Here is a 22399-nt window from a genome sequence, read left to right on the forward strand (position 1 = left end):
TGCAAATCTTCGCAATAGCCAGCTATTACGTGCGATTTGCGTCTTGAATCTGAAAATTCTGAATCACAATTTAGTTCGTCCAGACTTAATCAGAGGCTCCCTAATCTGCGCTGCTGCTATCAGAAACAACCCCTTCCCACCGGCATTGGCAGTCCTGCATAGCGACAGACCGATCTAGCGCCCTCTGGAAAGAGCCCGTTGATATATTTTTTGCTCCAGCGACAGTCGTTTTTGTCTTTGCAGAGATTGCGCGCGAGCACCGGCATCTCCGGTGCAATCTCGAACTCTGCATAAAAACGGTGCAGAAAATCGATGAGGATCCAGTGATCCTCTTCCAAGGTGACACCATCACGTTGCGCGAGGGTCTCTGCGATGAGTGGTGACCAGTCGTTGTGGTCGAGCAGATAACCGTCTTTGTCGGTTGCGATGACATGGCCGTCGATGGTCAGCACCGAGGGGTTGCGGAGCCCGGATAAGGCTTGCTGCCGCTCCATTTCCTCCAAACGCATTTCACACCTCCAACAAGGTGTCAGATCAAACTGTGTGCGATTTGTCTTTGTTATACCAACAAAAATAGCAGGGATTTTGGCTGGTGCTCGGGTCTGCAGGTCCTGGATAGGTGAGGCTCGGCGACAATCAAAGGGCGCTGGCGTCCTGATCGGAGCCTGACGGCGACTCATAGAGCTCGATAGGCAGCCCGTCCGGATCGCTAAAGAAACAGAATCGCCGGCCGGTATACTCATCGACCCGCAGTGGCTCGACCCGAACCCCCCGGGCCTGCAGGCTCGCGATGGCGTCGCCGATCTGTTCCACTGCAAAGGCGAGATGCCTGAGCCCCCGCGCCTCCGGATAACTTGGTCGAAGAGGCGCGTCGGGAAAGGAGAATAGCTCGACCTGCACGCCGTCCGGTGCGCGCAGGTCGAGCTTGTAGGAATCACGCGCCGCCCGGTAGTGCTCGTCGATCACCGACAGCCCCAGCGTCTCGGTATAGAAGGTTTTGGATCGTGCATAGTCCGAGCAGATGATGGCGATATGGTGAATGCCTTTTATCTTCATAATGCTTCCTGCCAGTCTGGATCTGCAGCAGTCTACTCGGCAGGGCCGTTCGCTGTCAGTGCCTGGCACAGCCTCCTGATCCTATGAACTATTTTAGTTGGACTCTGCCGGTGGAAAGATCACGCTCGCTTACCGGCGTGGGCGGCGCTGCATGTGTGAATCTGCGGGGTGCTTCTTCCTCCGCCTTGCCGGTGCTCGTCAGAGATGAAAAAACAACCTATAAGTTGCAATATCGGCACATTGTGGGGTGTGGAGGAAACATGGACTTGCCATTGATCGAGACGCTCAGGCGTAAAACGATAACACTACTGACGATATTCCTGCTGCTGGTGTTGTTGGGATGGAACTGGTCGTTGGGTGCAGTGGAAGCGGAGAGTCTACTCACGCCTGCCGAGTTGATCGCAGCGCTGCGCGAGGGCGGCATGGTCCTCTACATGCGGCATGCAGCGACTGACCACAGCCAGCTCGACCAGAGCCGCAATCGGGCGATGTTGCAGGATTGCCGCATGCAGCGGAATCTCTCTGCCGAGGGGCGTCAGCAGGCGGAGTGGATTGGTCAGGCGATTCGCGCACTGGGGATCCGCATCGATGAGGTGTTTAGCAGCCCCTACTGCCGGTGCAGGGATACTGCCCAGCTGGCATTTGGCGATCACCATGTGATGCAGGCGTTGCACTTTGCGATCGGGATGCGGCAGAGCGAAAAGGCACAGATGAGCGAGATCCTGCGCCGGCAGCTGGGCCAAGCTCCGCGCTCGGGGAGCAACCGGGTGCTGGTCTCCCACACCGCCAATCTGAAGGAGGCGACTGGGCTATGGCCTATGCTAGAGGGGGTGGTGATGGTGTTCCGCCCTCAACAAGGGCAGTCTTATCAGTTTCTTGGGCAGATCAATCCCGATGACTGGCCTGAATAAAATGCCAGACCGGACCTGATCCATGCGTCTCCTCTCTCGCCTTCCACTGCGCAGCAAGTTTCTGGTGGCACCCTTGATTGGGTTGCTGCTGATGCTCGGGCTGGCGCTGATCTTCCTGAATGCCATTTTTGAGCAGGAGGTACTGTTTGAGCACCTGAACGGTGAGGATCTGCCGATCCTGAACAGGGTGAGCCAGCTCTCGAGCCGTGTCAGCAACAATTATGTGAGGTTGCTGAAGGTGATGGGTGCAGCCGGTCAGGAGCTTGATGAAGAGGGAGTCTATGAGCGGGGTACACCCCTGTTGGATGAGCTGAATGAGATCGAAGAGGAACTGAATTCGTTGCCCTCTGACTACCCGCTGGACGATCTGGAACAGGAGAAGTACCGGGTCCTGTTGGATGCCTTTGGCGTCTATCGCAACGACGTGATCACGGCGGTGGAGATGGGTACGGTCAATCTGGAGATGGCCGGCTTTCACATCAGGGGGGTGGCTCGCCACTATCTGGCGATCAATCAGTTGTTTCAGGAGCTACAGCGGATTTTTCAGGAGGATATTAAGCGGGAGATCGGCAAGCAGTGGGAGCACTCCAAGCAGCAACTGATCAACTACTCCATGCTGCTGATCATCACAGTGGCCGGCATGATCGTTTCCGGACTACTGTTGGCGCGGCTCATGTCGGCTGATGTGCAGCGCATGATCAAGGCGATGGTGGAGTTGGCCAAGGGCAACACCGGGGTGCAGGTTCCCGCCTCGGTGATGGCTTCCCGTGAGCTGAAGACGATGGGACAGGCACTAATTGTATTCCGCGATTCACTGATCAAGCTGGCGGACTCCCAGGAGCGTTACCAGCAGCTTGCCCAGCACGATACACTGACCGGTTTGCCCAACCGCCTGCTATTTCATGATCGACTCAACCATGCGCTGAATCGCGCCAACCGTAGCAAGATCGGTCTGGCGCTGCTGTTTCTCGATCTGGACCGATTCAAGCAGATCAATGACGCCTTCGGCCACCCGATGGGGGATCGCTTGCTGGCGCTGGTAGCGAAGGATCTGCTCGAGGCGTTGCGCGAAGAGGATACCATTGCGCGCCTGGGTGGGGATGAGTTTGTGGTAATCCTTGAGGGGGTGCATGGGCGTGACCATGTGATCAACGTGGCCGAAAAGCTACTCGCTGTGATCGGCAGGGAGCGCAGTCTCGACTCGCTGCAGATGCATATCGGCGTCAGCATTGGTATCAGCCTCTACCCGGAGGATGGCGAGGATGTCACCACCTTAGTGCGCAATGCGGATGCTGCGATGTACCAGGCCAAGGCCAAAGGGCGCAATGGCTATGCCTTCTACACGCCAATGCTGACCGAGGTGTTGGAGGCATCATTCGAACTGGAACGGGCCATGCGTCAAGCGGTGGAGCAGGAGCAGTTCCTGCTCCTCTATCAGCCACAGGTGGATGTTGAGAGTGGGGAGATTGTCGGTGTAGAGGCGTTGCTGCGTTGGCAGCATCCGGAGTTGGGTTTGATGCTTCCAGAGCAATTTATCTCTCTGGCGGAGGAGAGCGGGTTGATCCTGCCGCTCGGTCGATGGCTGGTGCGGCAGGCACTGCAACAGGTGTCTCAATGGCAGATAGACGGCCTGAAGCCGGTGCGTCTCTCCATCAACATCAGCAACCATCAGCTGGCTGATGTGCAGTTTGCCAGTGAGTTAGGTGAACTGCTGGGGCAGTTCGGACTCGATCCCGGTCTGATTGAACTGGAAGTGACCGAGAACAGCTGTGCCGAGAACCTTGAGATACTGATTGAACACCTGGAGAGCATCAAGGCGCTGGGGGTGCAGATCGCCATCGACGACTTTGGTACCGGCTACTCCTCTCTCAGCTATCTGAAACAGTTTCCGGTCGACACCCTGAAGGTCGACCGTACCTTCATTCACGATCTAATTGGCAGCATGGAAAATCAGGCGATCGTGCGGGCGATGATTGTGCTAGGCAGGAGCCTGGGTCTGCAGGTAATCTCCGAGGGTGTGGAGCAGTCGGCTGAGCTGGCGTGGCTGCGGGCCGAGGGCTGCGACACTTATCAGGGGTTTCTGCACAGCCAGCCGATGTCGGCCGAGGCCTTTGCGCAGCTGATCATGCCCTGAACAGAAAAAAGCCACCCCGGATGGATGGCTTTTTTGATATGGCGCGCCCGAAGGGATTCGAACCCCTGGCCTCTGCCTCCGGAGGGCAGCGCTCTATCCAGCTGAGCTACGGGCGCATGACGATCCTGTCTGCGAAAGACGGCGTAGTTTACCGCCCAGCAAAGGTCGCGTCTATCCGAGGATTCGATCTTTGCCCATCTACCTGTATAATCTCGTGATTTTCTAATGGATGGTCGGCCCAGCGGGCTGTTCGCGATATTTAACGAGGGGGTTTCCAGTGATGAGTAGGGCTGCTTTGAAGATGGGTAGGTTGGTGATGGCGGGTGCTCTGGGCGTGACGCTGTGCGCGAGTGCCTGGGCCGAAGAGCGTGCCGATGTGCGTGTTCGCATCAGCCCGGTAGGCAAGGTGGCTGTTGAGGGGCAGGCGGCTCCTGCTGCTCCTGCGCCAGCTGCAGCAGCGGCGCCGAAGCCTGCTGCTAATGCCGCGCCGACAGCGGCAGCGCCAGCCGCTGCTGGATCTGCCGGCGCCGCACTCTATGCGGCCAAGGGATGTGCCGGCTGTCATGGAGCGGATGCCAAAAAGACCGTAATGCCGGTCTACCCCACGCTGGCGGGGCAGAGTGTTGCCTATCTGGTCGCGCAGATGAAAGATATCAAGACGGGTGCCCGCCACAATGGCCAGGCGGCGGTTATGAAGGGCGTGGTTGCCGGTGTCTCAGATGCTGAAATGCAGACCATTGCGGAGTGGTTGAGCACTCTGTAAGCCTGACTTTATCGCTCTTTGAGCAAGAGGCCGCCGCTGCGCGGCCTTTTGCGTTATGACGCCCTGTCCCCTGTTTGGAACGGGGACGTTAGGCTTTAGGAGAGCATCGCCTTCAGGTTCGCTAAGTGAGCGCTGCCGCGCTCCTGTTTTTGTTCCGGTGAGAGGCTGCTCTTACCCCCCTCCCAGCTGAGATCCTCCTCCGGCAGCTCCTGCAGAAAACGGCTCGGTTCACAACGGACCAGCTCGCCGTAGCGTTTGCGTTTGGCGGCGTAGGTCATGGTCAGGCTGCGCTGGGCGCGGGTGATGCCGACGTAGGCGAGGCGGCGCTCCTCCTCGATATTCTCTTCCTCGATGCTGCTGCGATGGGGCAGCAGCTCCTCCTCCATGCCGACCAGGAAGACATGGGGGAACTCCAGCCCCTTGGCGGCGTGCAGGGTCATCAGGTGCACCTGGTCGTTGTCACCGGCCTCCTCGTTCTGCCGCTCCAGCACATCCATCAGGGTCAGATGGCTGACCATCTCGGCCAGGCTCTTCTCCTGTTCATCCTTGGCCAGGGCGCCAAGCCAGTCGCACAGATCGTTGACGTTCTCCATGCGCCGCTCAGCGATGGCGTCGCTGCTGGCGTTCTCTCGCAGCCAGCTGTCGTAGTCGATGTCGCGCACCAGGGCTTGGGCGATCTGCTTGGGTGGTTCCGACTCGGCGCGCCGGGCGAAGCCGCTGATCCACTCGGCAAAGCTGCGCAGCCGGCTCAGGGCGCGTTCGCCCAGCTGTTCACCCAACCCCAGCTCGTCACAGGCGCTGAACAGGCCGATCTCGCGCTGCTGGGCGTAGGCGCCGAGCTTCTCCAGGGTGGCGGGGCCGATCTCGCGGCGCGGGGTGTTGATCACGCGCAGGAAGGCGGCGTCATCGTCGGGATTCGCCAGCAGCCGCAGGTAGGCCATTACGTCCTTGATCTCGGTGCGTGAGAAGAAGGAGGTGCCGCCGCTGAGGAAATAGGGGATCTTGTGGATGCGCAGGGCCTTTTCGAACAGCCGCGCCTGATGGTTGCCGCGGTAGAGGATGGCGTAGTCGCCGTGGCTGGTCTTCTTCTGGAAGCGGTGGTGGAGGATCTCGCTCACCACCCGCTCCGCCTCATGCTCCTCGTTGCGGCACTCGATCACCCGCAGCTCCTCGCCAGGGCCGAGTTCACTCCACAGACGCTTGTCGAAGACGTGGGGGTTGTTGCTGATCAGCTGGTTGGCTGCCTTTAGAATGCGCCCGCTGGAGCGGTAGTTCTGCTCCAGCTTGATCAGCCGCAAGCCGGGAAAGTCCTGCTGTAGCCGCACCAAATTCTCCGGGCGGGCGCCGCGCCAAGCGTAGATCGACTGGTCGTCGTCGCCCACCACGGTAAAGCTGGCGCGCAGCCCGACCAGTTGCTTGACTAGCTCGTACTGCGCTAGGTTGGTGTCCTGGTATTCGTCCACCAGCAGGTGGCGGATGCGGTTTTGCCAAGCTTCGAGTGCCTCGGGGTGATCGCGGAACAGCTGCACCGGCAGCAGGATCAGGTCGTCGAAGTCGACCGCGTTGTAGGCCTTCAGATGGCGCTGGTACTCTGCGTAGATGATGGCGTTGCGGGTGTCCAGGTCGTCCTCCGCCTGGGCCAGCGCCTGTTCGGGCTCGATCAGGTCGTTCTTCCACTCGGAGATGCGCCACAGAGTGCTGGAGACGATGCTGTCATCACCGCTGCCGTGGCGCTTCATCAGCTCTTTCAGCAGGGTGGCGCCATCCTGGTCGTCGAAGATCGAGAAGCCCGCTTTATAGCCGAGCCGCTTCAGCTCGCGACGCAGGATGTTCAGCCCGAGGGTGTGAAAGGTGGAGATGCTCAGACCCCTGCCGCGCTTGCCGCTGAGCTGCTTGGCGACGCGTGCTTTCATCTCCCGCGCCGCCTTGTTGGTGAAGGTGACGGCGGTGATGTGGCGGGCATCGATGCCGCACTTCTCTACCAGATAGGCGATCTTGGTGGTGATGACTCGGGTCTTGCCGCTGCCGGCACCGGCCAGCACCAGTAGCGGGCCGTCGATGTAGCGCACCGCCTCGGCCTGTCGTGGGTTGAGATCAGCCATCGCTGAAGAGGTCGCGTTTGCGGTGGAACAGGGTGGAGATGTCCTCTTCGCCGTGGCCCTCGTCGAGCAGCGAACGATAGTCGGCCAGGGTCATCTCCACTATCGGCAGCTCAACTCCTAACTGCGCCGCCATCTGACGGATGATCTCCAGATCTTTGTTGTGCAGGGCCAGCTTGAAGCCGGGGGCGAAGCTGTTGTTCACCATGGTTTTGCCGCGATGGTCGAGGAACCAGTTGCCGGCGGCGCCGCCACCGACCACCTCGATCACCTTGTGCATATCGAGTCCCTGTTGCTGGCCGAAGGCGAGGGCCTCGGTAACCGCCTGATTGATGCCGGCGACCATGATCTGGTTGACTGCCTTGGTGGCCTGACCGCTGCCCACTGGCCCCATGTGAGTGACGCTGTTGGTGATGGCGGTGAGGGTCGGGCGCAGCCGCTCGACTGCCTCGGCGTCGCCGCCCACCATCATCGCCAGGGTGCCGTTTATTGCCCCCTCGGAGCCGCCGGAGACCGGTGCGTCGAGGAACATTGCGCCGCGGCCGGTAACCCGTCTGGCTGCCTCGCGGGCGGTTTCGCTGTTTACGGTGGAGGTGTCGAGCACCACCTTGCCCAGTGCTAGGCCGGGTAGTAGCTGATCGACCACCTGCAGCAGGTCGTTGTCGGCGGAGACGCTGGTGATGATCAGTTCGCAGCCGGCAGCGAGGCTGGCCGGGTCATCAAACAGTGTGCAGTTGTGTTCGTCGGCAAATGCTTCGGCGCGGCTGCGGGTGCGGTTCCAGGCGCCGGCCAGGGCGCCGCTGCGCTGCAGGTTGGCGGCCATGCCCTGGCCCATGGTGCCGAGGCCGATGACGCCGGTTTTGATCAGGTTGGAGTCAGTCACGATGCTTCTGCTCGGGTGTGCGGAGCGGGCAGATTACGCAGCCGCCTGTGCCAATGCAACCAAGCTGGTCGCGTTTCGGGCTTCGTGTGTGTGGGTAGGCTTGCTATGATGCGAGGCTCACCAAATCGGGCCTTTTAGGCAGATAGAGGATATGAGTATTCAGCAAAAAGATCGGCGTTCGCGCCCCCGTCCTGGCAAGGAGCCGCAGCTCACCCGTGAGTCCTGGCGGGTGTTCCAGATTATGGCGGAGTTTGTCGAGGGATTTGAGCAGCTGGCGCAGATTCGCCCCTCGATCAGTTTTTTCGGTTCGGCACGCACGCCCAGGGATCACCCCCACTATGGACTGGCGGAGGAGATCGCCCGGCTTTGCTCCGATAGTGGTTTCTCCGTGGTCAGCGGTGGTGGTCCCGGCATCATGGAGGCGGCCAACAAGGGGGCTTATGAGGGCAAGTCGCCGAGTATCGGGCTGAATATCCAGCTGCCCAAGGAGCAGTCGGGCAATCCTTATCAGGATATCTCATTGCAGTTCCGCCACTTTTTCTCGCGTAAGGTGATGTTTGTTAAATATGCATCCGCTTATGTGGTGCTACCGGGGGGGTTTGGCACCCTTGATGAGCTGGCGGAGATTCTCACCCTGGTGCAGACTGGTAAAACACGCGAGATCCCGATCATTCTGGTGGATGGTCAGTTTTGGAGCGGACTGTTGGACTGGTTTCGCCACAGCCTGTGCGAGGCGGGAACTATCGATCCGGAGGATCTGGATCTGCTGCAGGTCTGTAATGAGCCACAGGAGGTGGTGGATGCAATCTTCTCCCACTACGAACATCGTGGTTTTGAACCTTCTGCGGCGGAGCAGGAGATGTTGCTGGAGCTCTGATAAGGGGTTTCAAGGAGAGTGGAATGAGTAGAAAAAGCTATTTTCTGTTGTCGCTGAGCGGTCTGTTGTTGACGCCGGCATTTGCCGAAGAGCCGGCGGCTGTGCCTGAGCCGCCGCAGATCCCCTCGGCGGTGATTGATGGCGAGGCGCTGGAGCCAGAGATCACTATCCTCAAGCGCGAGGATAGAACGATCCACGAGTATCGAATCAACGGCCAACTCTACATGGTGAAGGTGGTGCCCCAGGCGGGCGCACCCTACTACATGGTCGACCGAGATGGTGATGGTGAGTTCGACTCCCGTCACCGTGAGCCGGGGGATGTCGCTGTGCCCCAGTGGGTGATTTTTCGCTGGTAGGTATGGTGTTGCGGTGATCTGTGGGGTGGTAGGCGATGTTTGAGCGGCTGGCGCGGTTGGCCGATGCCTTTGATGCGCTCAATGAATGGCTTGGCCAGGCAGTCTCCTGGCTAAGCTTGCTGATGGTGTTGGTGACCTTTCTGGTGGTGGTGCTGCGCTATGCCTTCGATCTAGGCTGGATCGCGATGCAGGAGTCGATCACCTATATGCATGCGGCGCTGTTTCTGGTCGGTGCTGCCTATACCCTGAAGCACAAAGGGCATGTGCGGGTGGATGTCTTCTTCGGTCGATTCTCAGCGCGTGCCAAGGCCTGGGTCGATCTGCTCGGCAGCCTGCTGTTGCTGCTGCCGGTCTGTCTCTTTATCTTCTCTGTCAGCTGGGACTATGTGGCGCAATCCTGGTCGCTGTATGAGGGCTCCCGGGAGGCGGGTGGTTTGGATGGGGTCTATCTGCTGAAGAGCCTGATCCTGGTAATGGCCGCACTGCTGGTGCTACAGGGGGTGTCGATCATGATCCGCTGCGGCCAGGTGCTGAGGAAGCTGCGGGCATGATGCCGGAGCTGTTGCCGCTGCTGTTGTTTCTTGCCGTCTGCTTGGTGCTGTTGCTGGGCTATCCGGTGGCCTTCTCGCTGGGCGGAACGGCGCTGGCGTTTGCTTGGATCGGTGGCCTTACTGGCCATTTTGATGGCGCCTTCCTGGAGGCCCTGCCGAATCGCCTCTACGGCATCATGACCAACGAGACGCTGATCGCGGTGCCGCTGTTTGTCTTCATGGGGGTGATGCTGGAACGCTCCCGGGTGGCAGAGAATCTGCTTGATACCATGGCGGCCCTGTTCGGCCCGCGGCGTGGCGGTCTGGGCATCTCGGTAACGCTGGTGGGGATGCTGCTCGCCGCCAGTACCGGCATCGTTGGCGCCACGGTGGTCACCATGGGGTTGTTGTCACTGCCCACCATGCTGCGGCGCAACTATGACCCGGCCCTCTCCAGCGGCGTGATCTGCGCCGCCGGCACTCTCGGCCAGATTATTCCCCCCTCGATCGTGCTGGTGCTGCTTGGCGATGTGCTCTCTGCCGCCTATCAGCAGGCGCAGCTCGACATGGGCATCTTCTCGCCAGATACCGTCTCGGTGGGGGATCTGTTTGTCGGCGCGCTGATCCCGGGGCTGCTGCTGGTGGTGCTTTATCTGCTCTATATCGGTGGTGTTGCCGTGTTCAGACCCGCTGCGGTGCCGGCTCTTCCAGAAGAGGAGCGGGAGCAGGAACTGGGGCGGCTCTGGCGGCGGGTGGTGAAGGTGCTGTTGCCACCGTTACTGCTGATCTTTGCGGTGCTGGGTTCGATCCTGGGGGGCTTGGCCACGCCCACTGAGGCCGCCTCAGTGGGGGCGGTCGGGGCGATGCTACTGGCGCTGAGTCAGGGGCAGCTGAATCGTGAGACCTTGCGTGCGGTGATGCTCGGCACTACCCGAGTGACCAGCATGGTATTCCTGATCTTCATCGGCGCCTCGCTCTTCTCACTGGTTTTCCGAGGCTTTGGGGGCGATGAGGTGGTGACCGATTTCCTCACCGATCTGCCGGGCGGCGTGGTGGGGGCGGTGGCGTTGGTGATGCTGGTGATGTTCCTGCTCGGTTTCATCCTCGACTTTATCGAGATCACCTTCGTGGTGGTGCCGATCGTCGGGCCGATCCTGCTGGCGATGGGGCTCGATCCGGTCTGGCTCGGGGTGATGATCGCGATCAACCTGCAGACCTCTTTTCTCACCCCGCCGTTCGGTTTTGCGCTCTTCTATCTGCGCGGGGTGGCGCCGCCGGAAGTAAGTACCGGCGCGATCTATCGAGGCGTGGTGCCGTTTATCCTGATTCAGTTGTTGGTGCTCGGCCTGCTCGCTTTGTGGCCGGAGATGGCGACCTGGCTGCCGGGGGTGTTCTACGGCTAGCCAGGTGTTCTGGGTGGGGTTCAGGCGAGGGCAATGCGGCCCGCGACCGGAGCGAAGGATTGCCCCATCTCGAGGGTTGCGGCGCGAACCAGCTGGGGTTGGGCGGCGCTGAACCGGATCCCCATGCCGGTGGTGTTGGCGTGCATCACTTGGGCGGCGATGCTCCACTGCTGGCCGTGGAAGCTGAAGCTGACTTCGATCTGCTCACCGATGGAGAGCTGTCTGGAGTCGAGCTCCAGCATCATTCCTTCAGTCGAGATGTTTCTGGCAACTCCATCTTTTTGAGAGCCCTCTCTGCTGGTGATCGTTGCGACGAAAGTGGTGGGGTGGCGCTGATTGGTCCTGTTGGATCGCTGCATTCCTTGTGTGCTCCTAGCTGGTCACTCGCCTGTGGATGTTACATGAAAATTACCTGGCAGATCATACGGCTAATTCCTGAGCGAAATATAGACGAAGTTTGTCGAGCCGTTGGCATTTTTTCGAATCTGATCCAATAGCGACTATTTGCTCAGTTCCTTGAGCATTTTTTGCAACGCTTGACCACGATGGCTGAGGCTGTTTTTGACCTCGGAGGAGAGTTCCGCCGCGCTGCAATTGTGCGTCGGCACAAAGAACACTGGATCGTAGCCAAAGCCGTTTTCGCCGCGGGGTTCGCTGAGAATGTACCCCTCCCATGTCCCTTGGCAGATGGTGGGGGTGGGATCGTTGGCGTGGCGCATGTAGACCATCAGGCATCGGAAGCGGGCGCTGCGCTGGGCCTCGGGCACCCCCTGCAGATCTTGCAGTAGCTTCTGCAGATTCTCCTGATCGCTGGCGCCGACCCCGGCAAAACGAGCCGAGTAGATGCCGGGGGCTCCGTTGAGGGCATCCACCTCGATGCCACTGTCGTCGGCGATGGCGGGCAGCCCGCTCAGCTGCGCCGCGTGGCGTGCCTTGAGAATCGCGTTCTCGACAAAGCTCAAGCCGGTCTCCTCCGCCTCCGGGATGTCGAAAGCCTTCTGCGGCACCACCTGCAGATGTTGGCTGGTGAGTAGCTGGTTGATCTCACGGACTTTGCCGGCATTGTTGCTGGCGAGCACGATACGTGAATCGCTCGGTCTGTCGTTCATGGATTGTTCTCGAGATGGGGTGTTAGTCCTGGGAGAGGGCCTGTTGCTGTAACTGGATGAGTTGTTGGATGCCCTGGCTGGCCAGATCCAGCATGGCGTCGAGCTCCTGCCGTGAATAGGCGGCAGCTTCGGCAGTGCCCTGGACCTCAATGAAGCCATCCTGATCGTTCATCACCACGTTCATGTCGGTCTCGGCGCTGGAGTCTTCAGCGTAGTCGAGGTCGAGGATTGGTGTGCCCTGATGGACGCCGACTGAGACTGAGGCCACTTGGCCGAGCATCGGGTCGGTTTTGAGCAGATCCTGCTGCAAGATATGTTGCACTGCGTCGTGCAGGGCGATCCAGGCGCCGGTGATGGAGGCGGTGCGGGTGCCGCCATCAGCCTGGATCACATCGCAGTCGAGGGCGATGCTGCGCTCACCTAGCGCCTGCAGGTCGATGGCTGCGCGCAGTGAGCGTCCGATCAGGCGCTGGATCTCCATGGTGCGCCCCCCTTGCTTGCCGCGGGATGCCTCGCGCCCCATGCGGCTGTCGGTGGAGCGCGGCAGCATGCCGTATTCGGCAGTGACCCAGCCGCCCCCCTGGCCGCGCATCCAGCCGGGCACGCGCTCTTCCACGGAGGCGGTACAGATGACCTTGGTATCGCCAAACTCCACCAACACCGAGCCTTCGGCGTGTTTGGTGTAGTGGCGGGTGAAACGGATCGGGCGGAGTTGGTCGGGTTGACGGCCGGAGGGTCTCAAATGGGGTTCCTCATAGTTTGGATTTGTGCGTCGCCTCGATGACGGCGCCACGCAGGCTGTTGATCGCCTCCTCCAGCGCCTTGTCGCTCGGCAGTTCGGGGGTGTCGGGCATGGGTGTGTTGTCACCAAGTGCCATGCTGAAGTCAGCGGGTTTGAGGTTTACCGGTGCGGTCCCCCAGCGCAGGCCGATAGCCGTAACGTTGTCGCTCTCCGGTTGGCTGTTGGCGGCGGCCCGGTTGCTGAGCATCTCAATCAGCTGGTTCAACGGCTGGCTGATATCGCTGAGCTGCTGCGCCATGACACGTTCCTGCAAGGCACCCCAGAAGCCGTCACTGCAGAGCATTAGCACATCATCCCGTTGCAACTTAAAGGGGCCGCTGAATTCGGCGACCGGGCGGTTGGAGATGCCGCCGAGACAGCGGGTGACATAGTTACGATAGCGGTGCGTCGCGGCTTGGGCGGCGGAGATTACACCCTGTTGACGTAACTGCTCGACGTAGGAGTGGTCGGCAGTGCGGTGGGCGATTACGCCCTCGCGCAGCAGGTAGATGCGGCTGTCGCCGGCGTGGGCCCAGTAGGCATTGCCATCCTGGATCAGGCAGAGGGTGGCGGTGGTGCGGGGTTCGATGGGCGGCTGCTGATCTCGGCCGAACTCGAGGATTGAGCGGTGCGCCATGTCCATCAGGCCGCTGAGGAAGACTCGAGGAGAAGAGATTGGTTTGCGGCTGGTCAAAAACGATTTGCGGCAGGTGTTCATCAGGACCTGCGCTGCCATTTCTCCTCGCGGATGTCCGCCCATGCCGTCGGCCAGCGCCAGCAGTACTGAGTCGGGGGATTCCATGATCAGGCAGCGGTCCTGGTTCAGCGATCGGTTGCCGATCAGAGTGCACTGGCCGGAATGATATTTCATGAAGAGACCCTCTTGCCCGCAGGCGCATGTGGCTGAGAGCTCCCCACCATCAGGCTCCTGTCGTTGTCATTGCCGCTTTGCTTGTGGTTGAGGGCAGAAAGCAGCTGACCGGCGTTTTGCGGGCGGTTTTCGTGATTGATCTCCATCGCCCAGTCGATGGCCTCCAGCATGTGGGCCGGATAGCGCTTGCGAAAGGCTCGGCTGGCGGGCTTGAGTTTATCTTTGGCGTGGCGCTCGATGGCAGAAGGTGGGGCCTTGCCGTCGAGGCAGGCGCGCATGCTGGCGCCGATCGCATAGACGTCGCTCCAGGGACCGACCTCGCCCGACTGGTAGTACTGCTCCACTGGGGAGAAACCGGTGGTGACGATGCGGCCGTTGCGCCCCCCTTCGCCCTGGATCTGATGCACTGCACCGAAGTCGAGCAGCAGCGGGCTGCCACCGGTGCGCAGATGGATGTTGCTTGGCTTGATGTCGAGATGCAGTAGGTTGCGGGAGTGGATCAGGTTGAGCGCGTCGAGAATCGGCGGGAATACCGTCATCATAAAGCGGGTGCTAAGGCCGCCGCTGCGTTTTTTGATGTAGCTGGCAAGGTTCTTGCCGCGCTCATGATCCATCACCAGATAGCCGGTATTGTTGGCAAGGAAAAAACCACGCACCTGCACGATATTGGGGTGGCGTAGCGATGCCAACACCTTGACCTCCTGATGAAACAGCCGGCGGCTGCGGTGGAAGTTCTCGGTGTGCTTTTTCGGGTTGATCACATCAACCCGCTTGCCCTCGCCACGGCAGGCCAGCTTCTTTGGTAGAAACTCCTTGATGATCACTTCGTCCTGGGTGTCCTCATCCTCGGCTAGATAGATCAGGCTGAAGCCGCCACTTGCGACCACTTTCATGATCACAAAGCTGTCTATGACAGTACCGGGTTCAAGGCTGTCGCGTGTCTGCTCCATCACTGCTGATTCTCAATCGAGGGAAGCTCGATTATACGGCCACGGCGGCAAAAATGGAGGCTGCAACTGTGCGCTTATCACATTATGATACAAAGAAAGATCGCAGGGAATTAAATTCCTCGTGAGATGGTATGCGAATCCGGACGGTTTTGCTCTACCGGCACTGGCAGTGTTCGCCCTGGTTTTGTGTTGCCAAGGGGTAGAGGTGGCGCTTAACTCGATGACCCAACCTGGTATGAGGAGTGAATCTGATGGTCAGCAGCATGACTGCTTTTGCCCGGCAAGAGTATCGCGGTGAGCTGGGGGTGATGAGTTGGGAGATCCGCTCGGTCAACCACCGCTATCTTGAGATGCATCTGCGCCTGCCGGAAGAGCTGCGCGTCCTTGAGAGCGGAGTGCGCGAGCGGATCGCCGCCAAACTGGGGCGTGGCAAGCTCGACTGCAGCCTGAAGTTTGTACCGGGCAAGACTGCTGCGGCGGATCTGCAGGTCAACTCCCGGCTGCTCTCCCAGCTGCTGGCGGCTGGTGATGAGATCGCCTCGGTGATGGGGGGTGCCGCGACGATCCAAGTGATGGATCTGTTGCGTTGGCCCGGGGTGCTGGAGGAACAGGAGCGTGACTTTGCACCGATCGCTCAGCAGGCGATGGAGTTGTTGGAGCAGACCCTTGATTCACTGCAGCAGGCCCGCCAGCGTGAAGGTGCGCGTCTGGCGGAGACCGTGATGCAGCGTCGCCATGCGATGCAGGATCAGGTGGCTCAGGTGCGCGAACTGATGCCGAAGGTGCTGCAGAGCGTGCGACAGAAGATTCGTCAGCGTCTCGAAGAGGTGATGGCGGAACTGGACGAGGCCCGCCTGGAGCAGGAGATGGCGCTGCTCGCCCAGCGCCTCGATGTGGATGAGGAGATGGACCGACTCGATACCCATCTGCAGGAGCTGGAATGGATCATCAGTGAGGTGTCTGAGCCGGTGGGGCGGCGTCTCGATTTCCTGATGCAGGAGCTGAACCGCGAGGCCAATACCCTCACCTCCAAATCCAATGATGTTGAGGTGACCCGCATCGCGGTGGAGATGAAGGTCCTGATCGAACAGATGCGTGAGCAGACCCAGAATATCGAGTAAGTATTGGTCTCAGTCGAAAGCAGGCACAGGAGGAGTCGCCATGATCTTCAGGCTTAGGGCCATTTTCAGCGCGCTGCTGGTGAGTGTGGTGCTGCTAGCCTGCGCCACCTCACCAACCGGACGCAATCAGCTGCTGATCATCTCCGAGGAGCAGGCGATTGCATCTTCCCGACTGGCCTACCAGGAGATGCTCGAGCCCTATGCGAAGGAGGGCAAGCTCGACAACGATCCGCAGCTGAAGGCGCGGGTGGAGTGGATCACTGAACGCCTGATCGCCCAAGCGATCCGCATGCGCCCGGAGACCAGCTCCTGGGAGTGGAGCATCAAGATCATTGACGATCCAGAAACGGTCAATGCCTGGGCCATGGCCGGAGGCAAGATGGCGCTCTATACGGGGCTGGTGGAGCAGGTCAAGCCGACCGATGACGAATTGGCTCAGGTGCTGGGTCACGAAATCAGCCACGCACTGGCAAAACACTCGGCAGAGAAGATGTCGATGGCGATGATGACTCGCCTCGGCGTGATCGCGGTTGGCGCCGCTTCCGACCGACCGGCGTTGACCATGGCCGGGGCGGCACTGGCGGCCAAGCTGGCGCTGGAGCTGCCTAACAGCCGCACCGCCGAGAGCGAGGCGGATCGCATCGGCATCGAGCTGGCGGCAAAGGCGGGCTATGATCCCCGTGCCGCCGTCTCCCTCTGGCAAAAGATGGCGAAGGTGGGCGGCGACAACCCACCGGAGTTTCTCAGTACCCACCCCGCACCGCAGAGCCGGCAGCAGACCCTGAGCGATCTGGCGCAGGAGATGATGCCCTACTATCGGGACAAGTCGCCGCGCCCGGTCTATCCCTTGAAGCACTGACCCCACAGCTCATCACGGAATCCACTATGTCGACAGGTGCCCTCTATATCCTCTCCGCCCCCTCTGGTGCGGGCAAAACCAGTCTGTTGAAGGCGTTGCGCGAGCGTGATCCCGCACTTGCCGTATCGGTCTCCCATACCACTCGGTCGATGCGCCCGGGCGAAACTGACGGGGTCGATTACCATTTTGTCGACCATCAGAGTTTCCTGCATATGGTGGAGACTGGCGCCTTCATCGAGCATGCGGAGGTTTTCGGCAATTTCTACGGTACTGCCGAGGCGTCGGTGCGCAGGCAGCTCGAGCAGGGCCAGGATCTGGTGCTGGAGATCGACTGGCAGGGTGCGCGTCAGGTGCGGCAGCGCTTTCCCGAGGCGCTATCGATCTTCATTCTGCCGCCTGACCCGCAGGCGCTACGGGAGCGACTCGATGGTCGGGGCCAGGACAGTGCAGAGGTGATCGAGAGTCGCATGCGTGAGGCGGTGAGCGAGATGAGCCACTACGATGAGTTCGACTACCTGGTGATCAATGACGACTTCGATGCCGCGCTCGATGAACTGGCCAGCATTGTCGATGCCCAGCGGTTGCGCATGTCGTCCCAGCAGACGCGGGAAGCGGAGCGCATTCAGGCGCTGCTGTCGGCCTGAGCTGGTGCTGCGCATGGGATAATCCGCGTGAACCAGATGGCTTCTCTGGCTCGATTTTTTCTTATTATCCAGGCAATTGAATGGATGCAGGGCGGCCCGTGGTCGCCACCGGTAATAGATTGAAATCAAGGATGATGTCGAACGCAGCCCGACCTATACATGTCATGTTTAATGTTGGGTTAATAACCTGAATGAAAGGTTGATAAGGAACTGGATGGTGTCTGGCCATGAGTTATAAGGTTCGCATCGAACCCAGCGGCCACGAATTTACAGCGGAGTCCTGCGAATCACTGTTGCATGCTGGCTTGCGCGCCGGCCTGAATCTGGAGTGCCGCTGTGCCAATGGCAGCTGTGGCCACTGCATGGTGCGTATCCTCCAGGGCGATTTCGAGTTGATCAGACAGCCCGACTTCCGTCTGACACCCCGTCAGCGAGCAGAGCGGCAGGTTTTACCCTGCTGTGTACTGGTGCGCTCTGACATGGTTATCGAAGCCCGTGAATCCCGCGACGTTGCCGGGATGCCACAGCAGCGCCTGACTGCCCGAGTGGCGAGGGTGGACTCGTTGAACGAGCGGGTGCGTGAACTGCATCTGCGAACCCCGCGTTCCCAGACCCTGCAGTTCCTCGCCGGTCAGCGGGTGACGCTGCATCTGGAGGGTGTGGGGCGACAGGAGTTGCATCTCGCCTCCTGTCCCTGTGATGGCATGAATCTCAAGTTCCATATTCCTGAAAATCCACATCAGGCATTTTCCCGCGCGCTGTTTGCCGGCTTGGGTAAGGGGAAGAGGGTCGAAGTGGAGGGGCCGGAGGGTGAGTTTCTGCTCGATGAGGCAAGTCGCCGGCCGCTGATCTTCATCGCCTGGGAAACCGGTTTTGCGGCAGTAGAGAGTCTCATCGAACACGCCATCGCACTGCAGATGTCGCAACCGATGCGGCTCTATTGGCTCGCCTCGGTGGAGAGCGGCCGCTACCTCACAAACTACTGTCGTTCATGGCAGGATGCGCTGGATGAGTTCCACTATCAGGAGCTGGATGTTGCGCCTGACGCCTTGGCCCGGCAGCTTGAGACAATCATCGCGCAACAGTCTGAAGCTGCGGCGTGTGACTACTATCTGATCCTGCCTGAAGAGCAGTCTGCCTCAGTGATCAAGGTGTTGCAGGAGGCCGGCCTGGAGGGCTGCTCGCGGCTGGAGTGGTTGGCAGAGGATTGATGAGCCAATCGCCAGCGAGATCCTGTTGTATCGGCTGGTGTTTGTGGATTGGCTGCGCTGCACGTTAAAATGAGAGCCTTTTTTCGATGGTAAGGGCACATGGGCGGCAAACTGCATATCAAAACCTTCGGCTGTCAGATGAATGAATACGACTCCACGCGCATGGCGGACGGGCTGCGCGAGGCGGAAGGGCTGGAGCTGACTGAGGTTGCGGAACAGGCCGATGTGCTGCTGCTCAACACCTGCTCGATCCGCGAGAAGGCACAGGAGAAGGTCTTTTCCCAGCTCGGTCGCTGGCGCCCTTGGAAGGAAAAAAACCCCAATCTGATCATCGGCGTCGGCGGCTGTGTGGCGAGCCAGGAGGGCGATGCAATTCGCCAACGCGCACCCTACGTGGATCTGGTGTTCGGCCCGCAGACCCTGCACCGCTTGCCGGAGATGATCCGCGAGGTGCGTGCCCAGCACCATCCGGTGGTGGATGTCTCCTTTCCCGAGATCGAGAAGTTTGACCGTCTGCCCGAGCCCCGGGCCGAGGGTCCCACCGCCTTCGTCTCAATCATGGAGGGCTGCTCCAAATACTGCACCTACTGTGTGGTGCCCTTCACCCGCGGCGAGGAGATCAGCCGCCCCTTTGACGATGTGATTGCCGAGGTGGCGGGCTTGGCCGCCCAGGGAGTGCGAGAGGTCAACCTGCTGGGGCAGAACGTCAACGCCTATCGCGGTGAGATGCACGACGACGAGGCCGCCGACCTGGCGCTGCTGATCGAATACGTGGCGGCTATCGACGGTATCGAGCGCATCCGCTTCACCACCTCTCATCCGCTGGAGTTCTCCGACAGCCTGATCGAGGCCTATGGTCGGGTACCGGAGCTGGTCAGCTTTGTCCATCTGCCGGTGCAGTCGGGCTCCGACCGGGTGCTGGCGATGATGAAGCGCGGCCACATGGCGATCGAATACAAGGCGAAGATCCGCAAGCTGCGCGAGGTGCGTCCCGATATCACCATCTCCTCCGACTTCATCGTCGGCTTTCCCGGCGAGACCGAGCGGGACTTCAATGACACCCTGAAGCTGATCGAGGAGATCGGCTTCGACCACTCCTACAGCTTCATCTACAGCCGCCGACCCGGCACCCCCGCGGCCGACCTGCCCGATGATGTGCCGCTCGAGGTCAAGCAGCAGCGTCTGGAACGGCTGCAGCAGCTGATCAACAGCCAGGCCCAGCGCATCAGCCGCCAGATGGTTGGCAGCGTGCAGCGCATTCTGGTGGAGCGGCTCTCAAAGAAGAGCCCTAACCAGCTGGCCGGTCGCACCGAGAACAACCGGGTGGTCAACTTCGACGGTCCGGCTGAGCTGATCGGCGAGTTCGTGGAGGTCCGTATCACCGAGGCGCTGCCCAACTCGCTGCGGGGCGAACGCCTGCAGAGCCTCTCCGGTCAGGCCGCCAGCGGCTGAATCTGACCATTCAAATCATTCCATCAGGAAATACCTTGTCAGAACACCCTGAATCCCTCGATCTGCTGCTGGAGCCCGAGGACAATGAGCGGCTGGCGAATCTCTGCGGCCTGCTTGATGAACACTTGCGGCTGATCGAACGCCGTCTGGGTATTGAGATCAACAACCGCGGCGCCAGTTTTCGCTTGATCGGCGAACCGGCGGCGATCCATGCCGGTGAGCAGGTGCTGCGCGACCTCTATCACACCTCGGCGGAGGAGTTGCTCGATCCGCATCGGTTGCATCTGTTTCTGCAGGACTCGGCCATCGACGTCCTGCTGGAACAGGTGCCGCGCAGCGAACTGCCGAAGTCGGTGATCAAGACCCGCCGCGGCATGGTGCGTGCTCGCGGGCCGAATCAGCAGGAGTACTTGCACAAGGTTCTGAGTTACGACATTAGCTTCGGCATTGGTCCGGCGGGCACCGGCAAGACCTATCTGGCGGTGGCCTGTGCGGTGGAGGCGCTGCAGAAGGATCAGGTGCGGCGCATCCTGCTGGTGCGTCCGGCGGTGGAGGCGGGCGAGCGGCTGGGCTTTCTGCCCGGTGACCTGGCGCAGAAGATCGACCCCTACCTGCGGCCGCTCTACGATGCGCTCTACGAGATGCTCGGTTTCGAGAAGGTCAACAAGCTGGTAGAACGCAACGTGATCGAGGTGGCGCCGCTCGCCTACATGCGTGGCCGCACCCTCAACGACGCCTTTATCATCCTCGACGAGGCGCAGAACACCACTCCAGAGCAGATGAAGATGTTCCTCACCCGCATCGGTTTTGGTTCCAGAGCGGTGATCACTGGTGATGTGACCCAGGTCGATCTGCCGCGCGGGCAGAAGTCGGGCCTGCGCCAGGCTATCGAGGTGCTGGGACAGGTGGAGGGGATCGGTTTTACCTTCTTCAACGCCAAGGATGTGGTGCGCCACACTCTGGTGCAGCGGGTGGTGTGCGCCTACGATGACTTTGATCAGCGTTGCGAGGAGAAGCGCGGCGGTGATTGATTCGGCGCAGGATGGATCGCGCCTGACACTGGAGCTGCAGCGGGTCAGCGAGACACCGTCGCTGCCGTCACAGGCCCAGCTGCATGCATGGGCGCTGGCGGCGCTGAGCGAACAGAGCGGGCCGGTCGAACTGGTGATCCGTATCGTCGATGAGGCGGAGAGTCAGGTGCTGAACCGCGACTATCGCGGCAAGGACCGCCCCACCAATGTGCTCTCCTTTCCCTTCGAGGCTCCCCCCGAACTGCCAGCCGAAGCGGCTGGCAATCTGTTGGGGGATCTGGTGATCTGCGCCCCGGTGGTGGCCCGCGAAGCGGCAGCGCAGGGTAAATCGCCGATTTCCCACTGGATTCACATGGTGGTGCATGGGGTCTTGCATCTGCAGGGCCTCGACCATCAGAATGATGCCGAGGCTGGGATAATGGAGGCTCTTGAGCGGAAGATCCTCGCAAGCCTTGGGGTTGCGGACCCCTACCAGATTGAAAAGGAAACATGAGCAGCAAAGATCGACCGATGTTCGGTTCGTTCCAGGCTTGGCTGAAGCGTATCAGCCAGCGTTTCAGGAGCGAACCGGAAGATAAGGCGCAGCTTGTCGAACTGCTACAGGAGTCGAACAAGCGCCGGCTGTTGGATCACGACACCCTCTCGATGATCGAGGGGGCAATGCAGGTCTCTGAGATGCGGGTTCGCGACATCATGGTGCCGCGGGCCGAGATGGTGGTGCTGCGCCGCGATGACACCCTGGAGGAGATCCTGCCGGTGGCGGTGGAGTCGGCCCATTCCCGTTTTCCGGTGATCGGCGACGATAAGGGCGAGGTGGTAGGTATCCTGCTCGCCAAGGATCTGCTTGCCTGGTGTCAGAGTGCGGACCAACGCCGTTTCCAGATCCGAGATCTGTTGCGCTCGGCGGTATTCGTGCCGGAGAGCAAGCGTCTCAATGTACTGCTGCAAGAGTTCCGTGCTAGTCGCAACCACATGGCGATTGTCATCGACGAGTACGGCGCCGCCGCGGGGCTGGTGACCATCGAGGATGTGCTGGAACAGATCGTCGGCGAGATCGAGGACGAGCATGACTACGACGAGGGAGGCAATATTTTTCGTCGCAGCAACCAAGAGTACATGGTCAAGGCTCGCACCGAGATCGGCGAGTTCAACGACTGCTTCGACTCCAATCTGCAAGATGACGAATTTGATACTGTCGGTGGGCTGGTGGTTAACGCCTTCGGCCATCTGCCAAAAAAAGATGAGTCGGTGGATATCGGCCGTTTCCGTTTCCGGGTGATGCGCGCCGACAGCCGCCGTCTGCACCTGCTCAGTCTGACCCTGTTGCAGAGTGCCTCCCCCCCCCAGGAAGAGTAGTC

General features: G+C 60.4%; 24 protein-coding genes and 1 tRNA gene. 15 read left to right on the forward strand and 10 right to left on the reverse strand.

Features of this window, described 5'->3' with window-relative positions:
• Window positions 1-119 precede the first annotated feature (119 nt).
• A complete protein-coding gene (locus Ga0074115_RS16085) occupies window positions 120-509 on the reverse strand; it encodes a TusE/DsrC/DsvC family sulfur relay protein (RefSeq protein ID WP_006475103.1) in 390 nt (129 codons plus the stop codon).
• A 127-nt stretch (window positions 510-636) separates the two neighbouring features.
• Window positions 637-1056 (reverse strand): SMU1112c/YaeR family gloxylase I-like metalloprotein, encoded by a 420-nt coding sequence (gloA2, locus tag Ga0074115_RS00920; RefSeq protein WP_057955108.1) that lies wholly within the window; start codon window positions 1054-1056, stop codon window positions 637-639.
• Between the two features lie 260 nt (window positions 1057-1316).
• Between gloA2 and Ga0074115_RS00925 the strand changes: the two genes are divergently transcribed.
• Together Ga0074115_RS00925 and Ga0074115_RS00930 are read left to right on the forward strand one after the other, a co-directional pair.
• Complete coding sequence (locus tag Ga0074115_RS00925; protein ID WP_060528107.1) at window positions 1317-1967, forward strand: histidine phosphatase family protein; 651 nt, start codon at window positions 1317-1319, stop codon at window positions 1965-1967.
• A 22-nt stretch (window positions 1968-1989) separates the two neighbouring features.
• Window positions 1990-4101 (forward strand): putative bifunctional diguanylate cyclase/phosphodiesterase, encoded by a 2112-nt coding sequence (locus Ga0074115_RS00930; RefSeq protein WP_060528108.1) that lies wholly within the window; start codon window positions 1990-1992, stop codon window positions 4099-4101.
• 39 nt (window positions 4102-4140) lie between these two features.
• On the opposite strand, the gene Ga0074115_RS00935 is transcribed toward Ga0074115_RS00930, so the two are convergent.
• Window positions 4141-4217: transfer RNA gene (locus tag Ga0074115_RS00935), tRNA-Arg, on the reverse strand.
• Between the two features lie 164 nt (window positions 4218-4381).
• On the opposite strand from Ga0074115_RS00935, the gene Ga0074115_RS00940 reads away from it, so the two are divergent.
• Window positions 4382-4864: a c-type cytochrome gene (locus Ga0074115_RS00940; protein ID WP_232432839.1), complete on the forward strand. Its 483-nt coding sequence runs from the start codon at window positions 4382-4384 to the stop codon at window positions 4862-4864.
• Between the two features lie 95 nt (window positions 4865-4959).
• Here the strand turns inward: Ga0074115_RS00940 and rep are convergent, their stop codons facing one another.
• Together rep and Ga0074115_RS00950 are read right to left on the reverse strand one after the other, a co-directional pair.
• A complete protein-coding gene (rep, locus tag Ga0074115_RS00945; protein ID WP_057955929.1) occupies window positions 4960-6966 on the reverse strand; it encodes a DNA helicase Rep in 2007 nt (668 codons plus the stop codon).
• Window positions 6959-7846, reverse strand: a complete 888-nt coding sequence (locus tag Ga0074115_RS00950) for an NAD(P)-dependent oxidoreductase (protein WP_057955930.1) — start codon at window positions 7844-7846, stop codon at window positions 6959-6961. The genes rep and Ga0074115_RS00950 overlap by 8 nt, the downstream gene beginning before the upstream one ends.
• Window positions 7847-8003: 157 nt before the next feature.
• Here Ga0074115_RS00950 and Ga0074115_RS00955 point away from each other — a divergent pair, with 157 nt between their 5' ends.
• From Ga0074115_RS00955 to Ga0074115_RS00970, 4 genes are read left to right on the forward strand one after another with little or no spacing between them, the layout of a single operon-like run.
• Complete coding sequence (locus tag Ga0074115_RS00955; protein ID WP_370443649.1) at window positions 8004-8723, forward strand: LOG family protein; 720 nt, start codon at window positions 8004-8006, stop codon at window positions 8721-8723.
• A 23-nt stretch (window positions 8724-8746) separates the two neighbouring features.
• Entirely contained in the window at window positions 8747-9079 is a 333-nt protein-coding gene (locus Ga0074115_RS00960; protein WP_057955931.1) for a DUF2782 domain-containing protein, read from the forward strand.
• A gap of 35 nt (window positions 9080-9114) precedes the next feature.
• On the forward strand, window positions 9115-9630 hold the full coding sequence (locus Ga0074115_RS00965) for a TRAP transporter small permease subunit (protein ID WP_057955932.1): 516 nt from the start codon (window positions 9115-9117) through the stop codon (window positions 9628-9630).
• On the forward strand, window positions 9630-11012 hold the full coding sequence (locus tag Ga0074115_RS00970; RefSeq protein ID WP_198295022.1) for a TRAP transporter large permease: 1383 nt from the start codon (window positions 9630-9632) through the stop codon (window positions 11010-11012). The genes Ga0074115_RS00965 and Ga0074115_RS00970 overlap by 1 nt, the downstream gene beginning before the upstream one ends.
• A 20-nt stretch (window positions 11013-11032) precedes the next feature.
• Here the strand turns inward: Ga0074115_RS00970 and Ga0074115_RS00975 are convergent, their stop codons facing one another.
• The 5 genes from Ga0074115_RS00975 to Ga0074115_RS00995 form a co-directional block, all read right to left on the reverse strand.
• Window positions 11033-11371: a PilZ domain-containing protein gene (locus tag Ga0074115_RS00975; protein WP_005959956.1), complete on the reverse strand. Its 339-nt coding sequence runs from the start codon at window positions 11369-11371 to the stop codon at window positions 11033-11035.
• A gap of 141 nt (window positions 11372-11512) precedes the next feature.
• Window positions 11513-12121, reverse strand: coding sequence for an XTP/dITP diphosphatase (locus Ga0074115_RS00980; protein WP_057955934.1), 609 nt, complete (start codon window positions 12119-12121; stop codon window positions 11513-11515).
• Between the two features lie 22 nt (window positions 12122-12143).
• Entirely contained in the window at window positions 12144-12863 is a 720-nt protein-coding gene (rph, locus tag Ga0074115_RS00985; RefSeq protein WP_057955935.1) for a ribonuclease PH, read from the reverse strand.
• 10 nt (window positions 12864-12873) lie between these two features.
• Window positions 12874-13773 (reverse strand): PP2C family protein-serine/threonine phosphatase, encoded by a 900-nt coding sequence (locus Ga0074115_RS00990; protein ID WP_057955936.1) that lies wholly within the window; start codon window positions 13771-13773, stop codon window positions 12874-12876.
• On the reverse strand, window positions 13770-14723 hold the full coding sequence (locus Ga0074115_RS00995) for a serine/threonine protein kinase (RefSeq protein ID WP_006475095.1): 954 nt from the start codon (window positions 14721-14723) through the stop codon (window positions 13770-13772). The genes Ga0074115_RS00990 and Ga0074115_RS00995 overlap by 4 nt, the downstream gene beginning before the upstream one ends.
• A 251-nt stretch (window positions 14724-14974) precedes the next feature.
• On the opposite strand from Ga0074115_RS00995, the gene Ga0074115_RS01000 reads away from it, so the two are divergent.
• The 8 genes from Ga0074115_RS01000 to Ga0074115_RS01035 all read left to right on the forward strand — a co-directional run bounded on the left by Ga0074115_RS01000 (window position 14975) and on the right by Ga0074115_RS01035 (window position 22397).
• Complete coding sequence (locus Ga0074115_RS01000; RefSeq protein ID WP_057955949.1) at window positions 14975-15844, forward strand: YicC/YloC family endoribonuclease; 870 nt, start codon at window positions 14975-14977, stop codon at window positions 15842-15844.
• A gap of 40 nt (window positions 15845-15884) precedes the next feature.
• Window positions 15885-16703: a M48 family metallopeptidase gene (locus Ga0074115_RS01005; protein ID WP_057955937.1), complete on the forward strand. Its 819-nt coding sequence runs from the start codon at window positions 15885-15887 to the stop codon at window positions 16701-16703.
• Window positions 16704-16729: 26 nt separating this feature from the next.
• Complete coding sequence (gene gmk, locus Ga0074115_RS01010) at window positions 16730-17347, forward strand: guanylate kinase (protein WP_057955938.1); 618 nt, start codon at window positions 16730-16732, stop codon at window positions 17345-17347.
• Between the two features lie 227 nt (window positions 17348-17574).
• A complete protein-coding gene (locus Ga0074115_RS01015) occupies window positions 17575-18558 on the forward strand; it encodes a 2Fe-2S iron-sulfur cluster-binding protein (protein ID WP_057955939.1) in 984 nt (327 codons plus the stop codon).
• Between the two features lie 99 nt (window positions 18559-18657).
• The gene (gene miaB / locus Ga0074115_RS01020; RefSeq protein ID WP_057955940.1) at window positions 18658-20010 is read left to right on the forward strand and encodes a tRNA (N6-isopentenyl adenosine(37)-C2)-methylthiotransferase MiaB; all 1353 of its coding nucleotides are present in this window, start codon (window positions 18658-18660) and stop codon (window positions 20008-20010) included.
• Between the two features lie 35 nt (window positions 20011-20045).
• A complete protein-coding gene (locus Ga0074115_RS01025; RefSeq protein ID WP_057955941.1) occupies window positions 20046-21041 on the forward strand; it encodes a PhoH family protein in 996 nt (331 codons plus the stop codon).
• Window positions 21034-21534 carry an rRNA maturation RNase YbeY gene (gene ybeY / locus Ga0074115_RS01030; RefSeq protein ID WP_057955942.1) on the forward strand — a complete coding sequence of 167 codons (501 nt, stop codon included), beginning with the start codon at window positions 21034-21036 and terminating at the stop codon, window positions 21532-21534. The genes Ga0074115_RS01025 and ybeY overlap by 8 nt, the downstream gene beginning before the upstream one ends.
• Window positions 21531-22397 carry an HlyC/CorC family transporter gene (locus tag Ga0074115_RS01035; protein WP_198295020.1) on the forward strand — a complete coding sequence of 289 codons (867 nt, stop codon included), beginning with the start codon at window positions 21531-21533 and terminating at the stop codon, window positions 22395-22397. The genes ybeY and Ga0074115_RS01035 overlap by 4 nt, the downstream gene beginning before the upstream one ends.
• Window positions 22398-22399: the final 2 nt, after the last annotated feature.

It is taken from the genome of endosymbiont of Ridgeia piscesae (genome assembly GCF_001443665.1).
Taxonomy (GTDB): Bacteria; Pseudomonadota; Gammaproteobacteria; order Chromatiales; family Chromatiaceae; genus Endoriftia; species Endoriftia persephonae.